Raw genomic sequence first — 17,729 nt, 5'->3', positions numbered from 1 at the left:
TCAGGCCTCCTCGCTCGGTCCGCGCAGCATCCGGATGATCGCCGAGAAGTCCTCGCCGCCATGGCCGGCCTCGCCGAACGTCGCGTAGAGCCGCTCTGCCTCGGCGCCGAGCGGCGTCGCGGCGCCGGCGGCCGCCGCGGCTTCCTGGGCGAGCCGCAGGTCCTTCAGCATCAGGGCGGCGGCGAAGCCCGGCTTGTAGCCGGTGTTGGCGGGCGAGGTCGGCACCGGTCCCGGCACCGGGCAATAGGTGGTGAGCGACCAGCACTGCCCGGACGAGACCGAGGCCACGTCGAACAGCGCCTGCTGCGAGAGCCCGAGCTTCTCGCCGAGCGCGAAGGCCTCGCACACGCCGATCATCGAGATGCCGAGGATCATGTTGTTGCAGATCTTGGCGGCCTGGCCGGCGCCCGCCGCGCCGCAATGGAACACGCTCTTGCCCATGCGCCTCAGGATCGGCTCGGCGGCGGCGAAGGCCTCCTCCGCGCCGCCGGCCATGAAGGTCAGCGTCCCGGCCTTGGCGCCGCCGGTGCCGCCGGAGACCGGCGCGTCGACGCCCCAGCAGCCGCGCGCCTCGGCGAGCGCGTGGGCCTGGCGGGCGCTCGCGACGTCCACCGTCGAGGAATCGATCAGGAGCGTGCCGGCGGGAACCGCCTCGACGACCTGCGACCAGACCTCGATCACGTGCCGCCCGGCCGGCAGCATCGTCACCACCACGGCCGCGCCGTCCACGGCCTCCAGGACCGAGCCGACGATCCCGATCCCCTCGGCCTTCGCGGTCTCCAGCGAGGCCGGGGCGAGGTCGAACCCGCGCACCGAATGCCCGGCCCGGACGAGGTTGGCCGCCATCGGGCCGCCCATGTTGCCGAGGCCGACGAAGGCGATGGTTTGGGGCGTCGTGGTCATGGCTCCTCCGGTCGTGTCTCGCGCGCGGTGCTCCGCGTCGCATCTTGTTTCGTGGCCCTAATCCTCCGCCCGCATCCCGAGGTGCCGCGTCAGCGGGCGCCTCGGGATGCGGGGGCTGGGCGGGAAGCGTCGGCCGGCACCGGAAAGACCGGGGCCGCCCGAGGGGCCAGCCAGGCCTCGATCCGTTCGAGGTCGACCGCATCGAGCGTCGTCGGCGACCAGCGCGGCGTCTTGTCCTTGTCGATCACGGCGGCGCGGATGCCCTCGCGAAAATCGCCCTCGGCCAGCAGCGCCAGCGAGGCGTGGAACTCGCGTTCCAGGCAGTCCTCCAGCCGTGCGGACGTGCGGCCCAGACGCAGCAGACGCAGCGTCAGCACGAGGCTCGACGGGGATTTCTCCAGCAGCGTCGTGCGCGTCCGCGTCGCGAACTCGGACCCGTCGGCGGCGAGCGCCGCCAGGATGTCCGCGACGCGGTCGAAGGCGAAGCAGGCGTCGATCAGCGCCCGCGCCTCCCCGAGCGGGGTTGGCTCCGGCGTGACGGCGCGCGCGTGGATCGCCGCCCGGACGGCGGCATGTCCGGCCTCTTGTTTTGCCCCTTGGGGGAGGGCGGCGAGCGCGTCGACCAGGCCGGGCAGGGCCGTGGCCGGCACGAGGGCGTCGGCGAAGCCCGCGAAGATCGCGTCGGCGGCCCCCATCTGTGCCCCGGTCAGCCCGAGATAGGTCCCGATTTCGCCGGGCGCGCGGGGCAGCAGCCAGGTGCCGCCGACGTCGGGCAGGTAGCCGATGCCGGTCTCCGGCATGGCGATGCGCGAGCGCTCGGTGACGACGCGGTGGCGGGCATGGCCCGACAGCCCGACGCCGCCGCCCATGGTGATCCCGTCCATGATCGCCACGAACGGCTTTTCGAGCCGCGCGATGCGGGCGTCGAGGCGGTACTCGTCGCGCCAGAAGTCCTCGGCGAAGCCTGGACCCGCGCTCTCGTAGAGCAAGCGCAGGTCGCCGCCGGCGCAGAGGCCGCGCGCGCCCTCGCCGGTGAGCAGGATCGCGGCGACGCCCGGGTCGGCGCCGAACCGGTCGAGGGCCGCGTCGATTGCGCCGACCATGCCGTGGGTCAGCGCGTTCAGCGCCTTCGGCCGGTTGAGGCGGATGCGCCCGAGCGCGCCGGTCCGCTCGACGAGGATGTCCGACATCAGCGCCCCCCGAGCAGCGCGCGGGCGATGATCACCCGCATGATCTCGTTGGTGCCTTCCAGGATCTGGTGGACGCGCAGGTCGCGGACGATCTTCTCGATGCCGTACTCGGCGAGATACCCGTAGCCGCCGTGGAGCTGGAGCGCCTCGTTGGCGACGTGGAAGGCGGCGTCCGTCACGTGGCGCTTGGCCATGGCGCAGAGCTTGGTCGCCTCCGGCGCCTTGGCGTCGAGGGCGGCGGCCGCATGGCGCAGGAACGCGCGGGCGACCTCGAGTTCGGTCGCCATGTCGGCGAGGCGAAACTGCAGCGCCTGGAAGTCCGAGAGTTTTTGGCCGAACGCGCGGCGGTCTTGCAGGTAGGCGAGGGTGCGGTCCAGCGCCGACTGCGCGCCGCCGAGCGCGCAGGCGGCGATGTTGAGGCGCCCGCCGTCGAGCCCGGCCATGGCGAAGCGGAAGCCCTCGCCCTCGGCGCCGAGGCGGTTCTCCACCGGCACCCGGCACTGGTCGAAGCGCACGGCACGGGTCGGCTGGGCGTTCCAGCCCATCTTGCGCTCGTCGGCGCCGAAGGAGAGGCCGGGCGTGCCCTTCTCGACCAGGATCGCCGAGACGCCTTTCGCCCCCTCAGCCCCGGTGCGGGCCATGACGAGGTAGAGGTCGCTGGCGCCGGCGCCCGAGATGAACTGCTTCTCGCCGGTCAGGACGTAGTCGTCGCCGTCGCGCACCGCGCGGGTGCGGAGCGCCGCGGCGTCCGACCCCGAGCCGGCCTCCGTCAGGCAGTAGCTGGCGATCGTGTCCATCCGGGTCAGCGACGGCAGCCAGCGCCGGCGCTGCGCCTCGCTGCCGAAGGCGTCGATGATCCAGGAGGACAGGTTGTGGATCGAGAGGAAGGCCGCCACCGTCGGGCAGCCCTGGCCCAACGCCTCGAAGATCAGGCTGGCGTCGACGCGGCTCAGGCCCGACCCGCCGACATCCTCGCGGATGGTGATCGCGGCCATGCCGAGGGCCGCCGCCGCGCGAAAAGTCTCGACGGGGAAGTGCTTGCGCGCGTCCCAATCGAGGGCGTGCGGCGCGATGTGCTCGCGCGCGAAGTCTTGGGCCATCTCCCGGATGGCGACCTGGTCTTCAGTGAGGCCGAACGTCATCGGGTGGCCTTTCGTCGTGCCGCTGCTGCAGCCCCGCGCCCGGCAGATGAGGCGCGGGTCCCCTCTCCTGTAGGGAGAGGGACAGGGTGAGGGGTATGACGGAGCCAGATCAGGCGCGGCCTGAACGCGCGTCGATGGCGGACTCAGGTCTGAGGCGTCATACCCCTCACCCCAACGCTCTCCCTATGGGAGAGGGGGCGTGTCGTGGTTCAGCGCATCGTCGGGATCGAGAACTCCGCGCCGCTCTTGATGCCCGAGGGCCAGCGCTGGGTCACGGTCTTGGTCTTGGTGTAGAAGCGGATCGAGTCCGGCCCGTGCTGGTTCAGGTCGCCGAAGCCCGAGCGCTTCCAGCCGCCGAAGGTGTGGTAGGCGATCGGCACCGGGATCGGCACGTTGACGCCGACCATGCCGACGTTGACCCTGGCGGTGAAGTCGCGCGCCGCGTCGCCGTCCTGGGTGAAGATCGCGACGCCGTTGCCGTACTGGTGGGTCGAGGGGAGGGCCAGCGCCTCCTCGTAATCCTTGGCCCGCACCACCGAGAGCACCGGCCCGAAGATCTCTTCCTTGTAGATCGTCATGTCCGGCGTCACGCGGTCGAACAGGCAGCCGCCCATGTAGAAGCCGTTCTCGTAGCCCTGCAGGGTGAAGCCGCGGCCGTCGACGGCGAGCTCGGCGCCTTCCCTCACACCGGTCTCGATGTAGCCCTTCACCCGCGCCACCGCCTCGGCGGTGACCATCGGGCCGTAATCGGCCGAGCCATCGTGCGAGGGGCCGATCTTCAGGCTCTCCACCCGCGGGATCAGCCGTTCCATCAGCCGGTCGGCGGTGCCCTCGCCCACGGGCACGGCGACCGAGATCGCCATGCAGCGCTCGCCGGCCGAGCCGTAGCCGGCGCCGATCAGCGCGTCGACGGCCTGGCCCATGTCGGCGTCCGGCATGATGATCATGTGGTTCTTGGCGCCGCCGAAGCACTGGGCGCGCTTCCCCGTCTGGGCGGAGCGGACGTAGATGTACTCGGCGATCTGCGAGGAGCCGACGAAGCCCACCGCCTTGATGTCCTCGTCGTCGAGGATGGCGTCGACCGCCTCCTTGTCGCCGTTGACGACGTTGAGGATGCCCGGCGGCAGGCCCGCCTCCAGGAAGATCTCGGCGATGCGCATCGGCACGCCGGGGTCACGCTCGGACGGCTTGAGGATGAAGGCGTTGCCGCAGGCGATGGCCGGCGCGCACTTCCACAGCGGGATCATGGCGGGGAAGTTGAACGGCGTGATGCCGGCCACGACCCCCAGCGGCTGGCGCAGGGAGTAGACGTCGATGCCGGGGCCGGCGCCCTCGGTGTACTCGCCCTTCAGCAGGTGCGGGATGCCGCAGGCGAACTCGACCACCTCGACGCCGCGCTGGATGTCGCCCTTGGCGTCGGGCACCGTCTTGCCGTGCTCGGAGGCCAGCAGCTCAGCCAGCGGCTCCATCTCGGCGCGGATCAGCTCGAGGAAGCGCATCATCACGCGGGCGCGCTTCTGCGGGTTGGTGGCCGCCCAGGCCCCTTGCGCGTCGCGGGCGTTCTCGACCGCCGCGCGAAGCTCGGCGCGGCTCGCCAGCGCGACGCGGGCCTGGACCTCGCCGGTGGAGGGAAGGAACACGTCCGCGAACCGGCCGCTGGTGCCCTCGACGGCCTTGCCGCCGATGAAATGCCCGATCGTGCGCATGCGCGCCTCTCCTTAGCTTCGTTTCCTCAGGACCGGCTTGCGCGAACGCGACCGGATTTTGGACGGACCATAGCAGCGTCGATCGGGCGATAAAGCTGGACCTGCTCGCAGCCGGTGTGCATCGATGCACAACGCAGCCGGATCGGACCCCGCCCGTGAGCCTCAAGCGGACCCGCAACTGGGACGACCTGCGCTACTTCCTCGCCGTCGCCCGCACCGGCACGCTGACGGCCGCGGCGGTGCAGACCGGCACCGAGCACACCACGGTGGCAAGGCGCATCCTGGCGCTGGAGGAGGGGCTCGACCGGCGGCTGTTCCACAAGAGCAACCTCGGCTACGCGCTCACGGAAGCCGGCGAGGCGCTGCTCGGGACGGCGGAGGCGATGGAGAGCGCCTTCGTCTCGGGGTCGGCTTCCGGCGGGACGGGGCGGAGCGTCTCGGGCACGGTGCGGATCGGCGCGCCGGACGGGTTCGGCAGCGTGTTCCTCGCCCCGCGCATGCACCGGCTGACGCAAGCCCATCCGGGGCTCGAGGTCGAGATCATGGCGACCGCGCGGATCTTCAGCCTGTCGAAGCGCGAGGCCGACATCGTCGTCAGCCTGTCGGCGCCGCAGCAGGCGCGGGTGGTGACGCGCCGGCTCACCGACTACCGGCTCTTCGTCTACGGGTCGAAAGGCTACCTCGACGCGGCCGAGCCGATCCGGACGGTGGCCGACCTCGGGCGGCATCCGTTCGTCAGCTACATCGAGGACATGCTGTTTGCCCGCGAACTCAACTACCTCAACGTGATCGGGCCGGGCGCCTCGGCGCGGCTGCGCTCGACGAACCTCCTCGCCCAGGTCCACGCGACGCTGGCCGGCGCGGGGCTATGCATCGTGCCGGGCTTCATCGCCGCCGCCCATCCGGGGCTCGTGCCGGTGCTGCCGGACGCGCTGTCGCTGACGCGGGCCTTCCACATGCACATCCACGAGGACCACCGGCAGGCCGCCCACATCCGCGAGGTGGCGGCGTTCATCGTCGGGGCGGTCGAGGCGGCGCAGGCGCTGTTCTCGCGGGCGGGATAAGGCGGGCCGGATGTCGCGCCGGCCGTTCCGAACGGGCTTGTCCTGGCGCCTGCGCAACCGCTAGCCTGCCTTGCGTATGATGGGTTCAATCGCGCGCCCCCGCGCCGCCCGCGTCCCTCGAGAAGACGGATCCAACGCCATGATCAGCGCCATCGCCCTGCCGCGGCTGATGCGGATCGGAGCCGGCGCGTGCGGGCTGTTGCCGGAGGTCCTGGGGCAGCTCGGGCTGTCGCGGCCGTTCGTCGTCACCGATCCCTACCTCGCCGACAGCGGCCGGGCCGGGCGGCTCGTCGAGCGGCTGGCGGCGGCCGGCATCCAGGCCGGGCTGTTCTCGCAGACCGTCCCGGACCCGACGGTCGCCTCGGTGGAGGCGGCGCTCGCGGCGCTCAAGGCCGGCGACCACGATTGCGTCGTCGGCTTCGGCGGCGGCAGCCCGATGGACACGGCCAAGGCGGTCGCGGTGCTGGCCCGCCACGGCGGGCACATGCGCGACTACAAGGCGCCGCACAGCCAGGAGGCGCCCGGCCTGCCGATCCTGGCGATCCCCACCACCGCCGGCACCGGCTCGGAGGCGACGCGCTTCACCATCGTCACCGACGAGGCCACCGACGAGAAGATGCTCTGCGCCGGCCTCGCCTACCTGCCGGTCGCCGCGCTCGTCGACTACGAGCTGACCCTGAGCAAGCCCGCCCGGCTCACCGCCGACACCGGCATCGACGCGCTGACGCACGCGATCGAGGCCTACGTCTCGCGCAAGTCCAACCCGTTCTCGGACGGGTTCGCACTCGCCGCGATGCGGGCGATCGCACCGAACCTGCGTCGGGTCTGGACCGATCCGGGCGACCGCGGTGCGCGCGAGGCGATGATGTTCGGCGCGACCCAGGCGGGGATCGCGTTCTCGAACAGCTCGGTGGCCCTCGTTCACGGGATGAGCCGGCCGATCGGCGCGCATTTCCATGTGCCGCACGGGCTCTCGAACGCGATGCTGCTGCCGGCCGTCACCGCGTTCTCGGCGCCCGGCTCGCCCGGCCGCTACGCCGCCTGCGCCCGGGCGATGGGCGTGGCGCGCGAGACCGACGACGACGCGCGCGCGGTCTCGCGCCTGATCGCCGAGCTGCAGAACCTCAACGACGACCTGCAGGTGCCGACGCCGGGCGATTACGGCATCGACGAGGCAAGGTGGAACGGGCTGATCCCGACCATGGCGGCGCAGGCGCTGGCCTCGGGCTCGCCGGGCAACAACCCGGTCGTGCCGGAGATCGAGGCCATCGCGACGCTGTACCGCCAGGTCTGGGCCGCCTGAGCGGCCCAGCCGGGGCAGGGGTGCGGCGAGCCGTCGTGCCCACGCGTCTCCGCTTCCGGCTGAACGGTCGGCGCGCATCCCCTCGCCCCGCCTGCGGGGAGAGGGCTTTGCCGACCTCGTCGTCGACGAAGCGAGGCGGCTGCCGAGGGTGAGGGGGCCGAGCCGAATGAGGCTCCTCCGTCGGCCCCCCTCACCGCCGCTTCGGCTTCGCCTTCGCTTCCCGCACCGACGACGAGGTCGGTGCGGGCCTCTCCCCGCCCGCGGGGAGAGGGGGCCCCGCGCCTTCCCGGATAAAGCGGTCGCCCGTTGGATCGCGGGACGGCGTCGTGCGGCGTGCCGGCTCAGGCGGCCTTGCCGCCGTAGGTCGCAAACGAGGTCTCGACCTTGTCGGCGAGCGACGGGTCGACGTCGGCCGAGACCTTGAGGCGGCCGGCGAGCTTGGGCTCGCCGTCGGTGTGGGTCTTCGCGACGCGGCCGTCCTCGATGTCGGCGCCGGCGGTCTCGGTGCCGGCGCTGTTCTCGTCCGAGACCGGCGCGATGGTCACGGCCTTGCGGTCGATCTTGTGCTCCTGGACGAGGTGCTCGACCGCCATCTCGGCGTCGCGGCGGGTCTCGAACGTGGCGGCGATGGTCTTCGACATGGTTCCGGCTCCTGTGGCAGGGCGGTTCGGCCCCTCAATTCGGCCCCTTGGGGGGTTCCGCCGTCAATCGCAGGCGCCGCGGACCGTTCCGGTCGGCGGGGTCGCGGCTCAGTACATCGGCGTGCCGCCGGTGACGGGCACGAGCGCGCCGGACATGTAGCTGCCCTCGCGCGACGCCAGCAGCACGTAGGCCGGGGCCAGCTCGGCCGGCTGGCCGGCGCGGCCGAGCGGCGTCTCGGACCCCAGCGACGCGATCTGCTCCGGGCTCTTCACGATCGGCTGGATCGGCGTCCAGACCGGGCCGGGCGCGACGCAGTTCACCCGGATGCCCTTGGGCGCCAGCAGGTTCGACAGCCCGATCGTCAGGCTGGCGATCGCCCCCTTGGTGGCGGCGTAGATCAGCATGGTCTTGTCGGCGACCTTGGCCTGCTGGCTCGTGGAGTTCACGATCGCCGAGCCGGGCTTCATGTGCGGCACCGCCGCCTGGCACAGGTAGTACATGGCGAAGACGTTGGCGCGGAACGAGCCTTCGAGGTCCTTCGCCGTCACGTCGTCGAGCCCGTCGTTGACGGTCTGCGCGGCAGCGTTGTTGACCAGGATGTCGAGGCGCCCGAATTCGGCGACCGTGCGCGCGACGAGGTCGCGGCAATGGGCCTCCTCGCGCAGGTCTCCCGGCAGCAGCAGGGCGCGGCGGCCGGCCCGCTCGACCCAGGCCTTCGTCTCCTCGGCGTCCGTCTGCTCGACGGGCAGGTACGAGATCGCCACGTCGGCGCCCTCGCGGGCGTAGGCGATCGCCACCGCCCGGCCGATCCCGGAATCGCCCCCGGTGATCAGGGCGACGCGATCGGTCAGCAGGCCCTTGCCGACGTAGCTGTGCTCGCCGTGGTCGGGGGCGGGGGTCATCCGCGAAGACAATCCCGGCCGCGCCTGCTGCTGGTCGCCGGGGAAGGGGGGCCGTGCTCCGGCTTCGCGGGGGTCGTCGGTCATGGCTGCCTGCTGTCGCTGTCGTTCTCCACCCAGGTAGGGCGGGGCGCCGGCGAAGGACCCGCGACCCGATGACCGCGACCCGATGACTGCGCCCCCGGCGGCTCGGCGGGGGCCGTCAGATCGCCAGGCCGAGCTGCAGCGGCTCCGGGGATTCGCCGTGGTCGAGGGCCGAGAGCGCGACGCCGAGCAGCCGCACGCTGCGCCGGAGCGGGTAGAGGTCGCGCAGCAGGCCGAGGCTGATCGCCTCCAGGCTCGCCCGGTCGCCGACGGGCGAGGCCAGCGAGCGCGCCCGGGTCACCTGCGCGAAGTCCGAAAACTTCACCTTGAGCGTCACGGTCCGGCCGCGCAGGCCCTTGGCGGCGCAGGCGCCCGCGACCTTGTCGAGGATCGGCGCGAGGCGCTCCGCGAGGACGTCGAGGTCGGCGCTGTCGTCGGAGAAGGTGTTCTCGGCGCCGATCGACTTGCGGATGCGGTGCGCCCGCACCGGGCGCTCGTCGATGCCGCGCGCCACCCCGTGGTAGTAGGGCGCCGCGCTGCCGAGGATGGCGGTCAGCTCCTCCAGCGAGCGGGCCTTGAGGTCGCGGCCGGTGTGGATGCCCAGCCGGCGCATCTTCGTCTCCGTGACCGGGCCGATGCCGTGGAAGCGGCCGATGGCCAGATCCTCGACGAAGGCCGGCCCCATCTCCGGGGTGATCACGAACAGCGCGTCGGGCTTGCGGTAGTCGGAGGCCACCTTGGCCAGGAACTTGTTGTACGAGACGCCGGCCGAGGCCACGAGCCCGGTGCGTTCGCGGATCGCGGCACGGATCGCGCGGGCGACCAGGGTGGCGGTCGGCAGCCCCTGCAGGTTCTCGGTGACGTCGAGGTAGGCCTCGTCGAGGGAGAGCGGCTCGATCACCGGCGTGTGCTCGGAGAACACCGTGCGGATCTCCTCGGAGATGCCGCGGTAGACCTCGAAGCGCGGGCGCACGAACACCAGGTCCGGGCAGAGCCGGCGCGCGGTCACCGAGGGCATCGCCGAGCGCACCCCGAAGACCCGCGCCTCGTAGCTCGCCGCCGCGACCACGCCGCGCTCGCGCGAGCCGCCGACCGCCACCGGCCGGCCGCGCAGGGCGGGGTCGTCGCGCTGCTCGACGGAGGCGTAGAACGCGTCCATGTCGACGTGGATGACTTTTCGCACCGGGGCGGTCACTGCGCTGTCCCGTTTGAGCGATCCGTCCGCAGCGCGATCGCAGGCGGATCGATGTTCGACCTTTGTTCCGATCTTCCCGCACTCCGGAGGTCGGTTCAACCCGCAGGTGTGCCACCGTCCACCGCCGAGCGCGCGATCGGGCGGCGCGGCAAAGGCTTTGTTAACCCTCGCCGCCGATGGTCGCGGCATGGTCGTCCGTCGCCGCGTCAGAATGGTCGTGTTGCCCCTCAGCCTCTGGACCCTGTCCGGGCTGGTGGTCGGCTACTTCGTGTATCAGGCCGAGAACGGCAACCGCGGCCTGGAGGCCAAGCGCGCCCTCAAGATCCAGGCCTACGGGCTGACCCGGGACCTCGCGGCCGCCAAGGCCGAGCGGGCGACCTGGGAGCACCGCGTCGCGCTGCTGCGCAGCGAGCAGATCGACCGCGACCTGCTGGAGGAGCGCGCCCGCGTCGTCCTCGGCCGGGTCCACGCCAACGACGTGGTCGTCATCGATCCCTGAACGGCGCTTCGACGCCCGAACGGCCCTTCCCGCGAAGCTCCGAAGCGCCTGACAACGGCCGGAACCTGTCAGAGCGTAGGCCCTCGCATTCCCGGGGCGCGTGTCCTAAACCGACAGGGAAGAGACGCCAGCACGGGAGCACGCCGATGGATGCCGCGAAAGATGCGGGGCAGCCCAACCCTGCCGCGGAGGCGCCGGAAGCCGTGGCGGCCGAGCACCAGCCCGCTCCCAACGCGCCGCAATTCACCCGCGAGGAAGACCTCCACGCCTACCACCAGATGCTGCTGATCCGCCGCTTCGAGGAGAAGGCGGGGCAGCTCTACGGCATGGGCCTGATCGGCGGCTTCTGCCACCTCTACATCGGCCAGGAAGCGGTCGTCATCGGCATGCAGATGGCCTCGGTCGACGGCGACCAGGTGATCACCGGCTACCGCGACCACGGCCACATGCTCGCCTGCGGCATGGACCCGAAGGGCGTGATGGCCGAGCTCACCGGCCGCCGCGGCGGCTACAGCCGCGGCAAGGGCGGCTCGATGCACATGTTCAGCCGCGAGAAGCAGTTCTTCGGCGGGCACGGCATCGTCGGCGCGCAGGTCTCCCTCGGCACGGGCCTCGGCTTCGCCGACGCCTACCGCAAGAACGGCAAGGTCAGCCTGACCTACATGGGCGACGGCGCGGCCAACCAGGGCCAGGTCTACGAGAGCTTCAACATGGCGCAGCTGTGGAAGCTGCCCGTGGTCTACGTGATCGAGAACAACCGCTACGCCATGGGCACCTCGGTCGCCCGCGCCTCGGCGCAGACGGACTTCTCGCGGCGCGGCATCTCCTTCGGCATCCCCGGCGAGCAGGTCGACGGCATGGACGTGCGGACCGTGCGCGAGGCGGCGCAGCGCGCGATCGAGCACGCCCGCACCGGCGCGGGCCCCTACATCCTCGAGATGCAGACCTACCGCTATCGCGGCCACTCGATGTCCGATCCGGCCAAGTACCGGACGAAGGACGAGGTCTCGAAGATGCGCGACGAGCACGACCCGATCGAGATGGTGCGCAAGCGCCTGATCGAGCTGCACGGGGTCGCCGAGGCCGAGCTGAAGGCCACCGACGCCAAGGTCCGCGAGACCGTCGCCGACGCCGCCGAGTTCGCGACCCACGATCCCGAGCCGGATCCGTCCGAGCTGTGGACCGACATCCTGCTGGACGCGCGCGCCTGAGGGCGCGCCGCCTCTCCGACGCCCCCTTCAAGGCCGCCCCGCCCGCCTCACCGATCAGAGACCCTTCATGGCGACCGACATCCTGATGCCCGCCCTGTCTCCGACCATGGAGGAGGGCAAGCTCTCCAAATGGCTCAAGAAGGAGGGCGACGCGATCAAGTCGGGCGACGTGCTCGCCGAGATCGAGACCGACAAGGCGACCATGGAGGTCGAGGCGATCGACGAGGGCACGCTCGCCAAGATCCTGGTCGCCGAGGGCACCGAGGGCGTCGCCGTCAACACCCCGATCGCGATCATCGCCGGCGAGGGCGAGGACGTCGCGGCGGCCGCGGCCTCCGGGGGCGGCGGCGGAAAGCCGAAGGGTCCGGCCGAGGGCCATCCCGCCCCGACGCCGGACATGCAGGCGGAAGGGCTCGCCCCGGCGCCGGCGCCCACCGCCAAGACCGGCGACGACGCGCCCCGTGCGCCGGCCGCGCCCGCCGTGATCACCAACAAGGCCGCCGCGCCGGTGATGGAGGAGTTCCCGGCCGGCACCGAGATGGTGACTATGACCGTGCGCGAGGCGCTTCGCGACGCCATGGCCGAGGAGATGCGCCGGGACGAGGACGTCTTCGTCATGGGCGAGGAGGTCGCCGAGTACCAGGGCGCCTACAAGGTCACGCAGAACCTGCTGCAGGAATTCGGCGCGCGGCGCGTGGTCGACACCCCGATCACCGAGCACGGCTTCGCCGGCATCGGCGTCGGCGCGGCCTTGTCCGGCCTGAAGCCGATCGTCGAGTTCATGACCTTCAACTTCGCCATGCAGGCGATCGACCACATCATCAACTCGGCGGCCAAGACCCTCTACATGTCCGGCGGCCAGCTCGGCTGCCCGATCGTGTTCCGCGGCCCCAACGGCGCGGCAGCCCGCGTCGGCGCCCAGCACAGCCACGACTATTCGGCGTGGTACTCGAACGTGCCCGGCCTGAAGGTGATCGCGCCCTACACCGCCTCCGACGCCAAGGGCCTGCTCAAGGCCGCGATCCGCGACCCGAACCCGGTGATCTTCCTCGAGAACGAGATCCTGTACGGCCAGACCTTCCCGGTGCCGAAGCTCGACGACTTCGTGCTGCCGATCGGCAAGGCCCGCATCCATCGCGCCGGCACCGACGTGACCATCGTCTCGTTCGCCATCGGCATGACCTACGCCCTCAAGGCGGCGCAGATCCTGGCCGACCAGGGCATCGAGGCCGAGGTGATCGACCTGCGCACGATCCGCCCGATGGACACCGAGACGGTTCTCGAATCGGTGAAGAAGACCGGCCGCTGCGTCACGGTGGAGGAGGGCTTCCCGCAGAGCGGCATCGGCGCCGAGATCTCGGCCCGCCTGATGGTCGACGCGTTCGACTACCTCGACGCGCCGGTGCTGCGCGTCACCGGCAAGGACGTGCCGATGCCCTACGCGGCCAACCTCGAGAAGCTGGCGCTGCCCAACGTCGCCGAGGTCGTCGAGGCGGCCAAGGCCGTCTGCTACCGGTGAATGCGATCCGCCTTCGCGCCTGAGGGCGGAACCGGGCCGATCGACGGGTCATGACGTGGTATGAGTGAATCCTTCCAAGCCCTCGAGATCCCGCCCGACGCCCTGGAACAGGGCGGCATCGAGGTGCTGCGCGCGGCCGTGGTCGACGGGGCCGTCAGCGTGGCGCTGCGCCGGTCCTTCGACGACCCCGCCACCTGGGGCCGCCTGATGGTCGACCTCGCCCGGCAGGCGGCCCGCGCCTACGCCCTGGAAACCGACATGTCGGAAGAGGAGGCGTTCGACCGCATCCGCGCGGGGTGGGAGGCCGAGGGCCTCGATCCCGGCGGCCTGAACTAGCGGGGCCCGAGCGCATGGCCGAGCCCGCACTGCGTGTCGCCACCTATGCCGACCTGGAGGCCGTTCCGGCCGATCGCGTGGCCGAGATCGTCGACGGGTCGCTGGAGACGCATCCGCGGCCGCGGCCGCGCCATGCGATGGCGGCGGTGGGCCTGGCCACGGAGCTGAACGCACCCTTCGGCCGCGGGCGCGGCGGGCCGGGCGGCTGGATCTTCATGGTCGAGCCCGAACTCCACCTCGGCGTGCAGGTGGTGGTCCCCGACCTCGCCGGCTGGCGCCGCGAGCGGCTGCCGGCCGAGCCCAAAACCGCCTTCGTCGAGACCGTGCCGGACTGGGTCTGCGAGATCCTGTCGCCGGCCACTGCGCGGCTCGATCGCGGCCCGAAGCGCCGCATCTACGCGGAGGCCGGCGTCGGGCACCTGTGGCTGCTCGATCCCGCCGACGGGGTGCTCGAAGCCTTCGCGCTCGCCGGCTCCCAGTGGCTGCTGCTCGGCACGGTGGCGCGCGGCGAGACCGTGGCCCTGCCGCCCTTCGACGCGGTTCCGTTCCCGCTCGACGACCTGTTTCCCTTCGCCGACCCCTCGGCCGACCCTTTCGCCGATCCCCGCGCCGAACCCGACGCTCCCTCCCTGCCCACGGACGAGACCTGAAGCCATGCCCGTCAACGTCCTGATGCCCGCCCTCTCGCCGACGATGGAGAAGGGCAACCTCGCCAAGTGGCTCAAGAAGGAGGGCGACGCGATCAAGTCGGGCGACGTGCTCGCCGAGATCGAGACCGACAAGGCGACCATGGAGGTCGAGGCGATCGACGAGGGCGTGCTCGCGCGTATCGTCGTGCCCGAGGGCACCGCGGACGTGCCGGTCAACGACCTGATCGCGGTGATCGCCATCGACGGCGAGGATCCGGCCGGGGTCCAGGCGGGCGGCTCGGCCCCTGCCGCCGCCCCCGCGGAGGCGCCCAAGGCCGACGCGTCGTCGGCGAACGAGAACGCCACGCCCGGCGGCGGGCACATGTCCTACGCGCGGGTGAACGAGGCCCCGGACGGGGCCCAGCCCGCCGCCAAGGCGGACGCCGCCCCGCAGGGCGGCTCGGGCGAGCGCGTCTTCGCCTCGCCGCTGGCCCGCCGCATCGCCAAGCAGGAGGGGATCGACCTCTCCGCCGTCCAGGGCTCGGGCCCGCGCGGCCGGGTGATCGAGCGCGACGTGCGCGCAGCCAAGGCGGCCGGCACCGGCAAGGTGGCCCCCACGGCGGCCCCGCAAGCGGCCGCGAAGGCGCCGGAGGCCGCAGCGCCGAAGGCTGCGCCCGCCACGGCGCCCGCGACCAGGGCCGCCGGCCTCACCACCGACCAGGTCCGCGGCTTCTACGCCAAGGACAGCTACGAGGAAGTGCCCCTCGACGGCATGCGCAAGACCATCGCCAAGCGCCTCACCGAGGCGATGCAGGTGGCGCCGCACTTCTACCTGACCGTCGATTGCGAGATCGACGCGCTGATGGCGCTGCGCGAGCAGCTCAACAAGAGCGCGGCCAAGGACAAGGACGGCAAGCCGCTGTTCAAGCTCTCGGTCAACGACTTCGTCATCAAGGCGATGGGCCTCGCCCTGACCCGGGTGCCGATGGCCAACGCGGTCTGGGCCGAGGACCGGGTGCTGCGCTTCAAGCACGCCGAGGTCGGCGTCGCGGTGGCGATCGACGGCGGGTTGTTCACGCCCGTCATCCGCCGGGCCGACGAGAAGACGCTGTCCACCATCTCCAACGAGATGAAGGACTTCGCCGCTCGCGCCCGCGCCAAGAAGCTGAAGCCGGAGGAGTACCAGGGCGGCGTCACCTCGGTGTCGAACCTCGGCATGTTCGGGATCAAGCACTTCACCGCGGTGATCAACCCGCCGCAATCCTCGATCCTGGCGGTCGGCGCCGGCGAGAAGCGGATCGTGGTCAAGGACGGCGCCCCCGCCGTCGCCCAGGTGATGACCGCGACGCTCTCCTGCGACCACCGCGTGCTCGACGGGGCGCTCGGGGCCGAGCTGGTCGCCGCCTTCAAGGGCCTGATCGAGAGCCCGATGGGGATGCTGGTCTGAGGACGGACCGGCCGCGCATCCGCGCGCGGCCGGGTCCCGCCGCCCGGGCGACAGGGTCCCGCTGAACGAGCAACCGGCGCGCAACACCTTCTGAATACATTATCTCTCGGCGTTGAGCCGGATTCGCCGCTCTGCTAGCACCGCCTCCAACGGCCCGCGGATCAACCCGGGCCATCGGAGGACTACGCCCGTGGAACCCGTCCAAACCTGGAATCAGGTCTACGATCCGTTCGGCAACCCGTGGCTGTCGACGCTCGCCGCCTCCGTGCCGGTGATCGCGCTGCTCGCCATGATCGCCAGCGGCCGGGTCAAGGCCCACGTCGCCGCCGTCCTCGCCCTGATCCTGGCCTTCGCCATCGCCGTCGTCGCCTTCGGCATGCCGGTGGGCCTCGCGACCCGCGCCTCCCTGCTCGGGATGGTGACCGGCTTCTTCCCGATCGGCTGGATCATCCTCAACGTCATCTTCCTCTACCGGCTGACGGTGGAGAAGGGGTGGTTCGCGACCCTCCAGCAATCGGTGGCCGGCATCACCAGCGACCGGCGGCTGCAGCTGCTGCTCGTCGCCTTCGCCTTCGGCGCCTTCTTCGAGGGCGCGGGCGGGTTCGGCACGCCGGTGGCGGTCACCGGCGCGATCCTGATCGGGCTCGGCTTCTCGCCGCTGGCCGCATCCGGCCTCTCGCTCATCGCCAACACCGCGCCGGTGGCCTTCGGCGCGCTCGGCGCCCCGATCCAGGGCCTGGCCTCGGTGACGGGCTACGACCCCTACGTGCTCGGCGCGATGATCGGCCGCCAGCTGCCGGTGTTCTCGCTGATCGTGCCGTTCTGGCTGATCTGGGTGTTCGCGGGCTTCCGCGGCATGATCCAGGTCTGGCCGGCGATCCTGATCTGCGGCGGCGCCTTCGCGGCGGCCCAGTTCGGCATCTCGAACTACGTCAACCCGTGGATCGTCGACATCGGCGCCTCGATCGCGGCGATGGGCGCGCTGGTGCTGTTCCTGAAGGTCTGGAAGCCGGCCGCGATCTGGACCTCGCCGGCGCTCCGCGGCAACGACCCGTCGATCGGCTACGGCGAGCCCCGGCCCGTGGCGCTGGGCGCCGGCGTCCCGTCCGACCTGCCGCGCGCGCCGGTCTCCACCGGCCGCACCGCCTCGTCGTCGGAGATCGCGCTCGCCTGGCTGCCGTGGGTCATCCTGTCGGTGGTCGTGGCGATCTGGGGCACCGGCTGGTTCAAGGCCATCATGAACCCGATCTTCACCTGGAAGTACGAGGTGCCGGGCCTGCACAACGTGATCATGAAGGTGCCGCCGGTGGTGGCCAAGGCCCACCCGGAGGGCGCCGTCTTCCTGTTCACCTACATGTCCTACACCGGCACCGGCGTGCTGATCGCGGCGTTGATCTCCGGCGCGATCATGCGGTTCTCGCCCCTGCGCCTCGTCACCGCCTACGTCGAGACGATCTGGGTGCTGCGCTACTCGCTCGTCACCATCGCGGCGATGCTCGCGCTCGGCGTGCTCACCCGCTACGCCGGCGTCGACGCGACGCTCGGCCTAGCCTTCGCCGGAACCGGCATCCTCTACCCGTTCTTCGGCACCCTGCTCGGCTGGCTCGGCGTCGCGCTGACCGGCTCGGACACGGCGTCGAACGTCCTCTTCGGCGGGCTCCAGAAGATCACCTCGGAGCAGCTGGGGCTCTCGGGCGTGCTCATGGCCTCGGCGAACTCGTCGGGCGGCGTGATGGGCAAGATGATCGACGCCCAGTCGATCGTCGTCGCCTCCACCGCCACCGGCTATTTCGGCCAGGAGGGCAAGATCCTGCGCTTCGTGTTCTGGCACTCGATCGCGCTGGCCTGCCTCGTCGGCGGCCTGGTGATGCTCCAGGCCTACGTGCATCCCTTCACCGCGATGGTGATCCACGTTCCGTAGCCGCCGACGCGGGCTCCCGAAACGAAGAAAGCCCGCCCC

General features: G+C 71.5%; 16 protein-coding genes and 1 pseudogene. 9 read left to right on the top strand and 8 right to left on the bottom strand.

What is annotated here, in order from left to right; all coding sequences use genetic code 11:
- From mmsB to FV234_RS02185, 4 genes are all read right to left on the bottom strand, one after another.
- Window positions 1–903 (bottom strand): 3-hydroxyisobutyrate dehydrogenase, encoded by a 903-nt coding sequence (gene mmsB, locus FV234_RS02200; protein WP_147827956.1) that lies wholly within the window; start codon window positions 901–903, stop codon window positions 1–3.
- Window positions 904–992: 89 nt separating this feature from the next.
- Window positions 993–2,093 (bottom strand): enoyl-CoA hydratase/isomerase family protein, encoded by a 1,101-nt coding sequence (locus FV234_RS02195; protein WP_147827955.1) that lies wholly within the window; start codon window positions 2,091–2,093, stop codon window positions 993–995.
- Window positions 2,093–3,235 carry an acyl-CoA dehydrogenase family protein gene (locus FV234_RS02190; protein ID WP_147827954.1) on the bottom strand — a complete coding sequence of 381 codons (1,143 nt, stop codon included), beginning with the start codon at window positions 3,233–3,235 and terminating at the stop codon, window positions 2,093–2,095. The genes FV234_RS02195 and FV234_RS02190 overlap by 1 nt, the downstream gene beginning before the upstream one ends.
- A gap of 209 nt (window positions 3,236–3,444) precedes the next feature.
- Window positions 3,445–4,941, bottom strand: a complete 1,497-nt coding sequence (locus tag FV234_RS02185) for a CoA-acylating methylmalonate-semialdehyde dehydrogenase (RefSeq protein WP_147827953.1) — start codon at window positions 4,939–4,941, stop codon at window positions 3,445–3,447.
- A gap of 155 nt (window positions 4,942–5,096) precedes the next feature.
- Between FV234_RS02185 and FV234_RS02180 the strand changes: the two genes are divergently transcribed.
- Window positions 5,097–6,005: a LysR family transcriptional regulator gene (locus FV234_RS02180; RefSeq protein WP_147827952.1), complete on the top strand. Its 909-nt coding sequence runs from the start codon at window positions 5,097–5,099 to the stop codon at window positions 6,003–6,005.
- A 139-nt stretch (window positions 6,006–6,144) separates the two neighbouring features.
- On the top strand, window positions 6,145–7,308 hold the full coding sequence (locus tag FV234_RS02175; RefSeq protein ID WP_147762584.1) for an iron-containing alcohol dehydrogenase: 1,164 nt from the start codon (window positions 6,145–6,147) through the stop codon (window positions 7,306–7,308).
- Window positions 7,309–7,381: 73 nt separating this feature from the next.
- Here FV234_RS02175 and FV234_RS27040 read toward each other — a convergent pair.
- From FV234_RS27040 to dinB, 4 genes and pseudogenes are all read right to left on the bottom strand, one after another.
- Window positions 7,382–7,577, bottom strand: a pseudogene (locus tag FV234_RS27040) (hypothetical protein); the annotation flags it as partial.
- A 72-nt stretch (window positions 7,578–7,649) separates the two neighbouring features.
- Window positions 7,650–7,949 (bottom strand): hypothetical protein, encoded by a 300-nt coding sequence (locus tag FV234_RS02165; RefSeq protein WP_147752096.1) that lies wholly within the window; start codon window positions 7,947–7,949, stop codon window positions 7,650–7,652.
- Between the two features lie 108 nt (window positions 7,950–8,057).
- Complete coding sequence (locus FV234_RS02160; protein ID WP_147752095.1) at window positions 8,058–8,936, bottom strand: SDR family oxidoreductase; 879 nt, start codon at window positions 8,934–8,936, stop codon at window positions 8,058–8,060.
- Between the two features lie 115 nt (window positions 8,937–9,051).
- Complete coding sequence (dinB, locus tag FV234_RS02155) at window positions 9,052–10,092, bottom strand: DNA polymerase IV (protein WP_238272823.1); 1,041 nt, start codon at window positions 10,090–10,092, stop codon at window positions 9,052–9,054.
- A gap of 223 nt (window positions 10,093–10,315) precedes the next feature.
- Here dinB and FV234_RS02150 point away from each other — a divergent pair, with 223 nt between their 5' ends.
- From FV234_RS02150 to FV234_RS02120, 7 genes are all read left to right on the top strand, one after another.
- On the top strand, window positions 10,316–10,627 hold the full coding sequence (locus FV234_RS02150) for a septum formation initiator family protein (RefSeq protein WP_147752093.1): 312 nt from the start codon (window positions 10,316–10,318) through the stop codon (window positions 10,625–10,627).
- A 146-nt stretch (window positions 10,628–10,773) separates the two neighbouring features.
- Window positions 10,774–11,838, top strand: coding sequence for a pyruvate dehydrogenase (acetyl-transferring) E1 component subunit alpha (gene pdhA / locus FV234_RS02145; protein ID WP_147752092.1), 1,065 nt, complete (start codon window positions 10,774–10,776; stop codon window positions 11,836–11,838).
- Window positions 11,839–11,905: 67 nt separating this feature from the next.
- Window positions 11,906–13,357 carry a pyruvate dehydrogenase complex E1 component subunit beta gene (locus tag FV234_RS02140; RefSeq protein ID WP_147752091.1) on the top strand — a complete coding sequence of 484 codons (1,452 nt, stop codon included), beginning with the start codon at window positions 11,906–11,908 and terminating at the stop codon, window positions 13,355–13,357.
- Window positions 13,358–13,417: 60 nt separating this feature from the next.
- The gene (locus tag FV234_RS02135; RefSeq protein ID WP_147752090.1) at window positions 13,418–13,693 is read left to right on the top strand and encodes a DUF5076 domain-containing protein; all 276 of its coding nucleotides are present in this window, start codon (window positions 13,418–13,420) and stop codon (window positions 13,691–13,693) included.
- Window positions 13,694–13,707: 14 nt separating this feature from the next.
- Window positions 13,708–14,343 carry a Uma2 family endonuclease gene (locus FV234_RS02130; protein ID WP_147762579.1) on the top strand — a complete coding sequence of 212 codons (636 nt, stop codon included), beginning with the start codon at window positions 13,708–13,710 and terminating at the stop codon, window positions 14,341–14,343.
- A gap of 4 nt (window positions 14,344–14,347) precedes the next feature.
- Window positions 14,348–15,769, top strand: a complete 1,422-nt coding sequence (locus FV234_RS02125; protein WP_147762578.1) for a pyruvate dehydrogenase complex dihydrolipoamide acetyltransferase — start codon at window positions 14,348–14,350, stop codon at window positions 15,767–15,769.
- A 190-nt stretch (window positions 15,770–15,959) separates the two neighbouring features.
- On the top strand, window positions 15,960–17,690 hold the full coding sequence (locus tag FV234_RS02120) for an L-lactate permease (protein WP_147827951.1): 1,731 nt from the start codon (window positions 15,960–15,962) through the stop codon (window positions 17,688–17,690).
- Window positions 17,691–17,729: the final 39 nt, after the last annotated feature.

It is taken from the genome of Methylobacterium sp. WL8 (assembly GCF_008040045.1).
Taxonomy (GTDB): domain Bacteria; phylum Pseudomonadota; class Alphaproteobacteria; order Rhizobiales; family Beijerinckiaceae; genus Methylobacterium; species Methylobacterium cerastii.
Note: the sequence above shows the minus strand (reverse complement) of the source record. Positions and strands in the feature narration are given on the sequence as shown.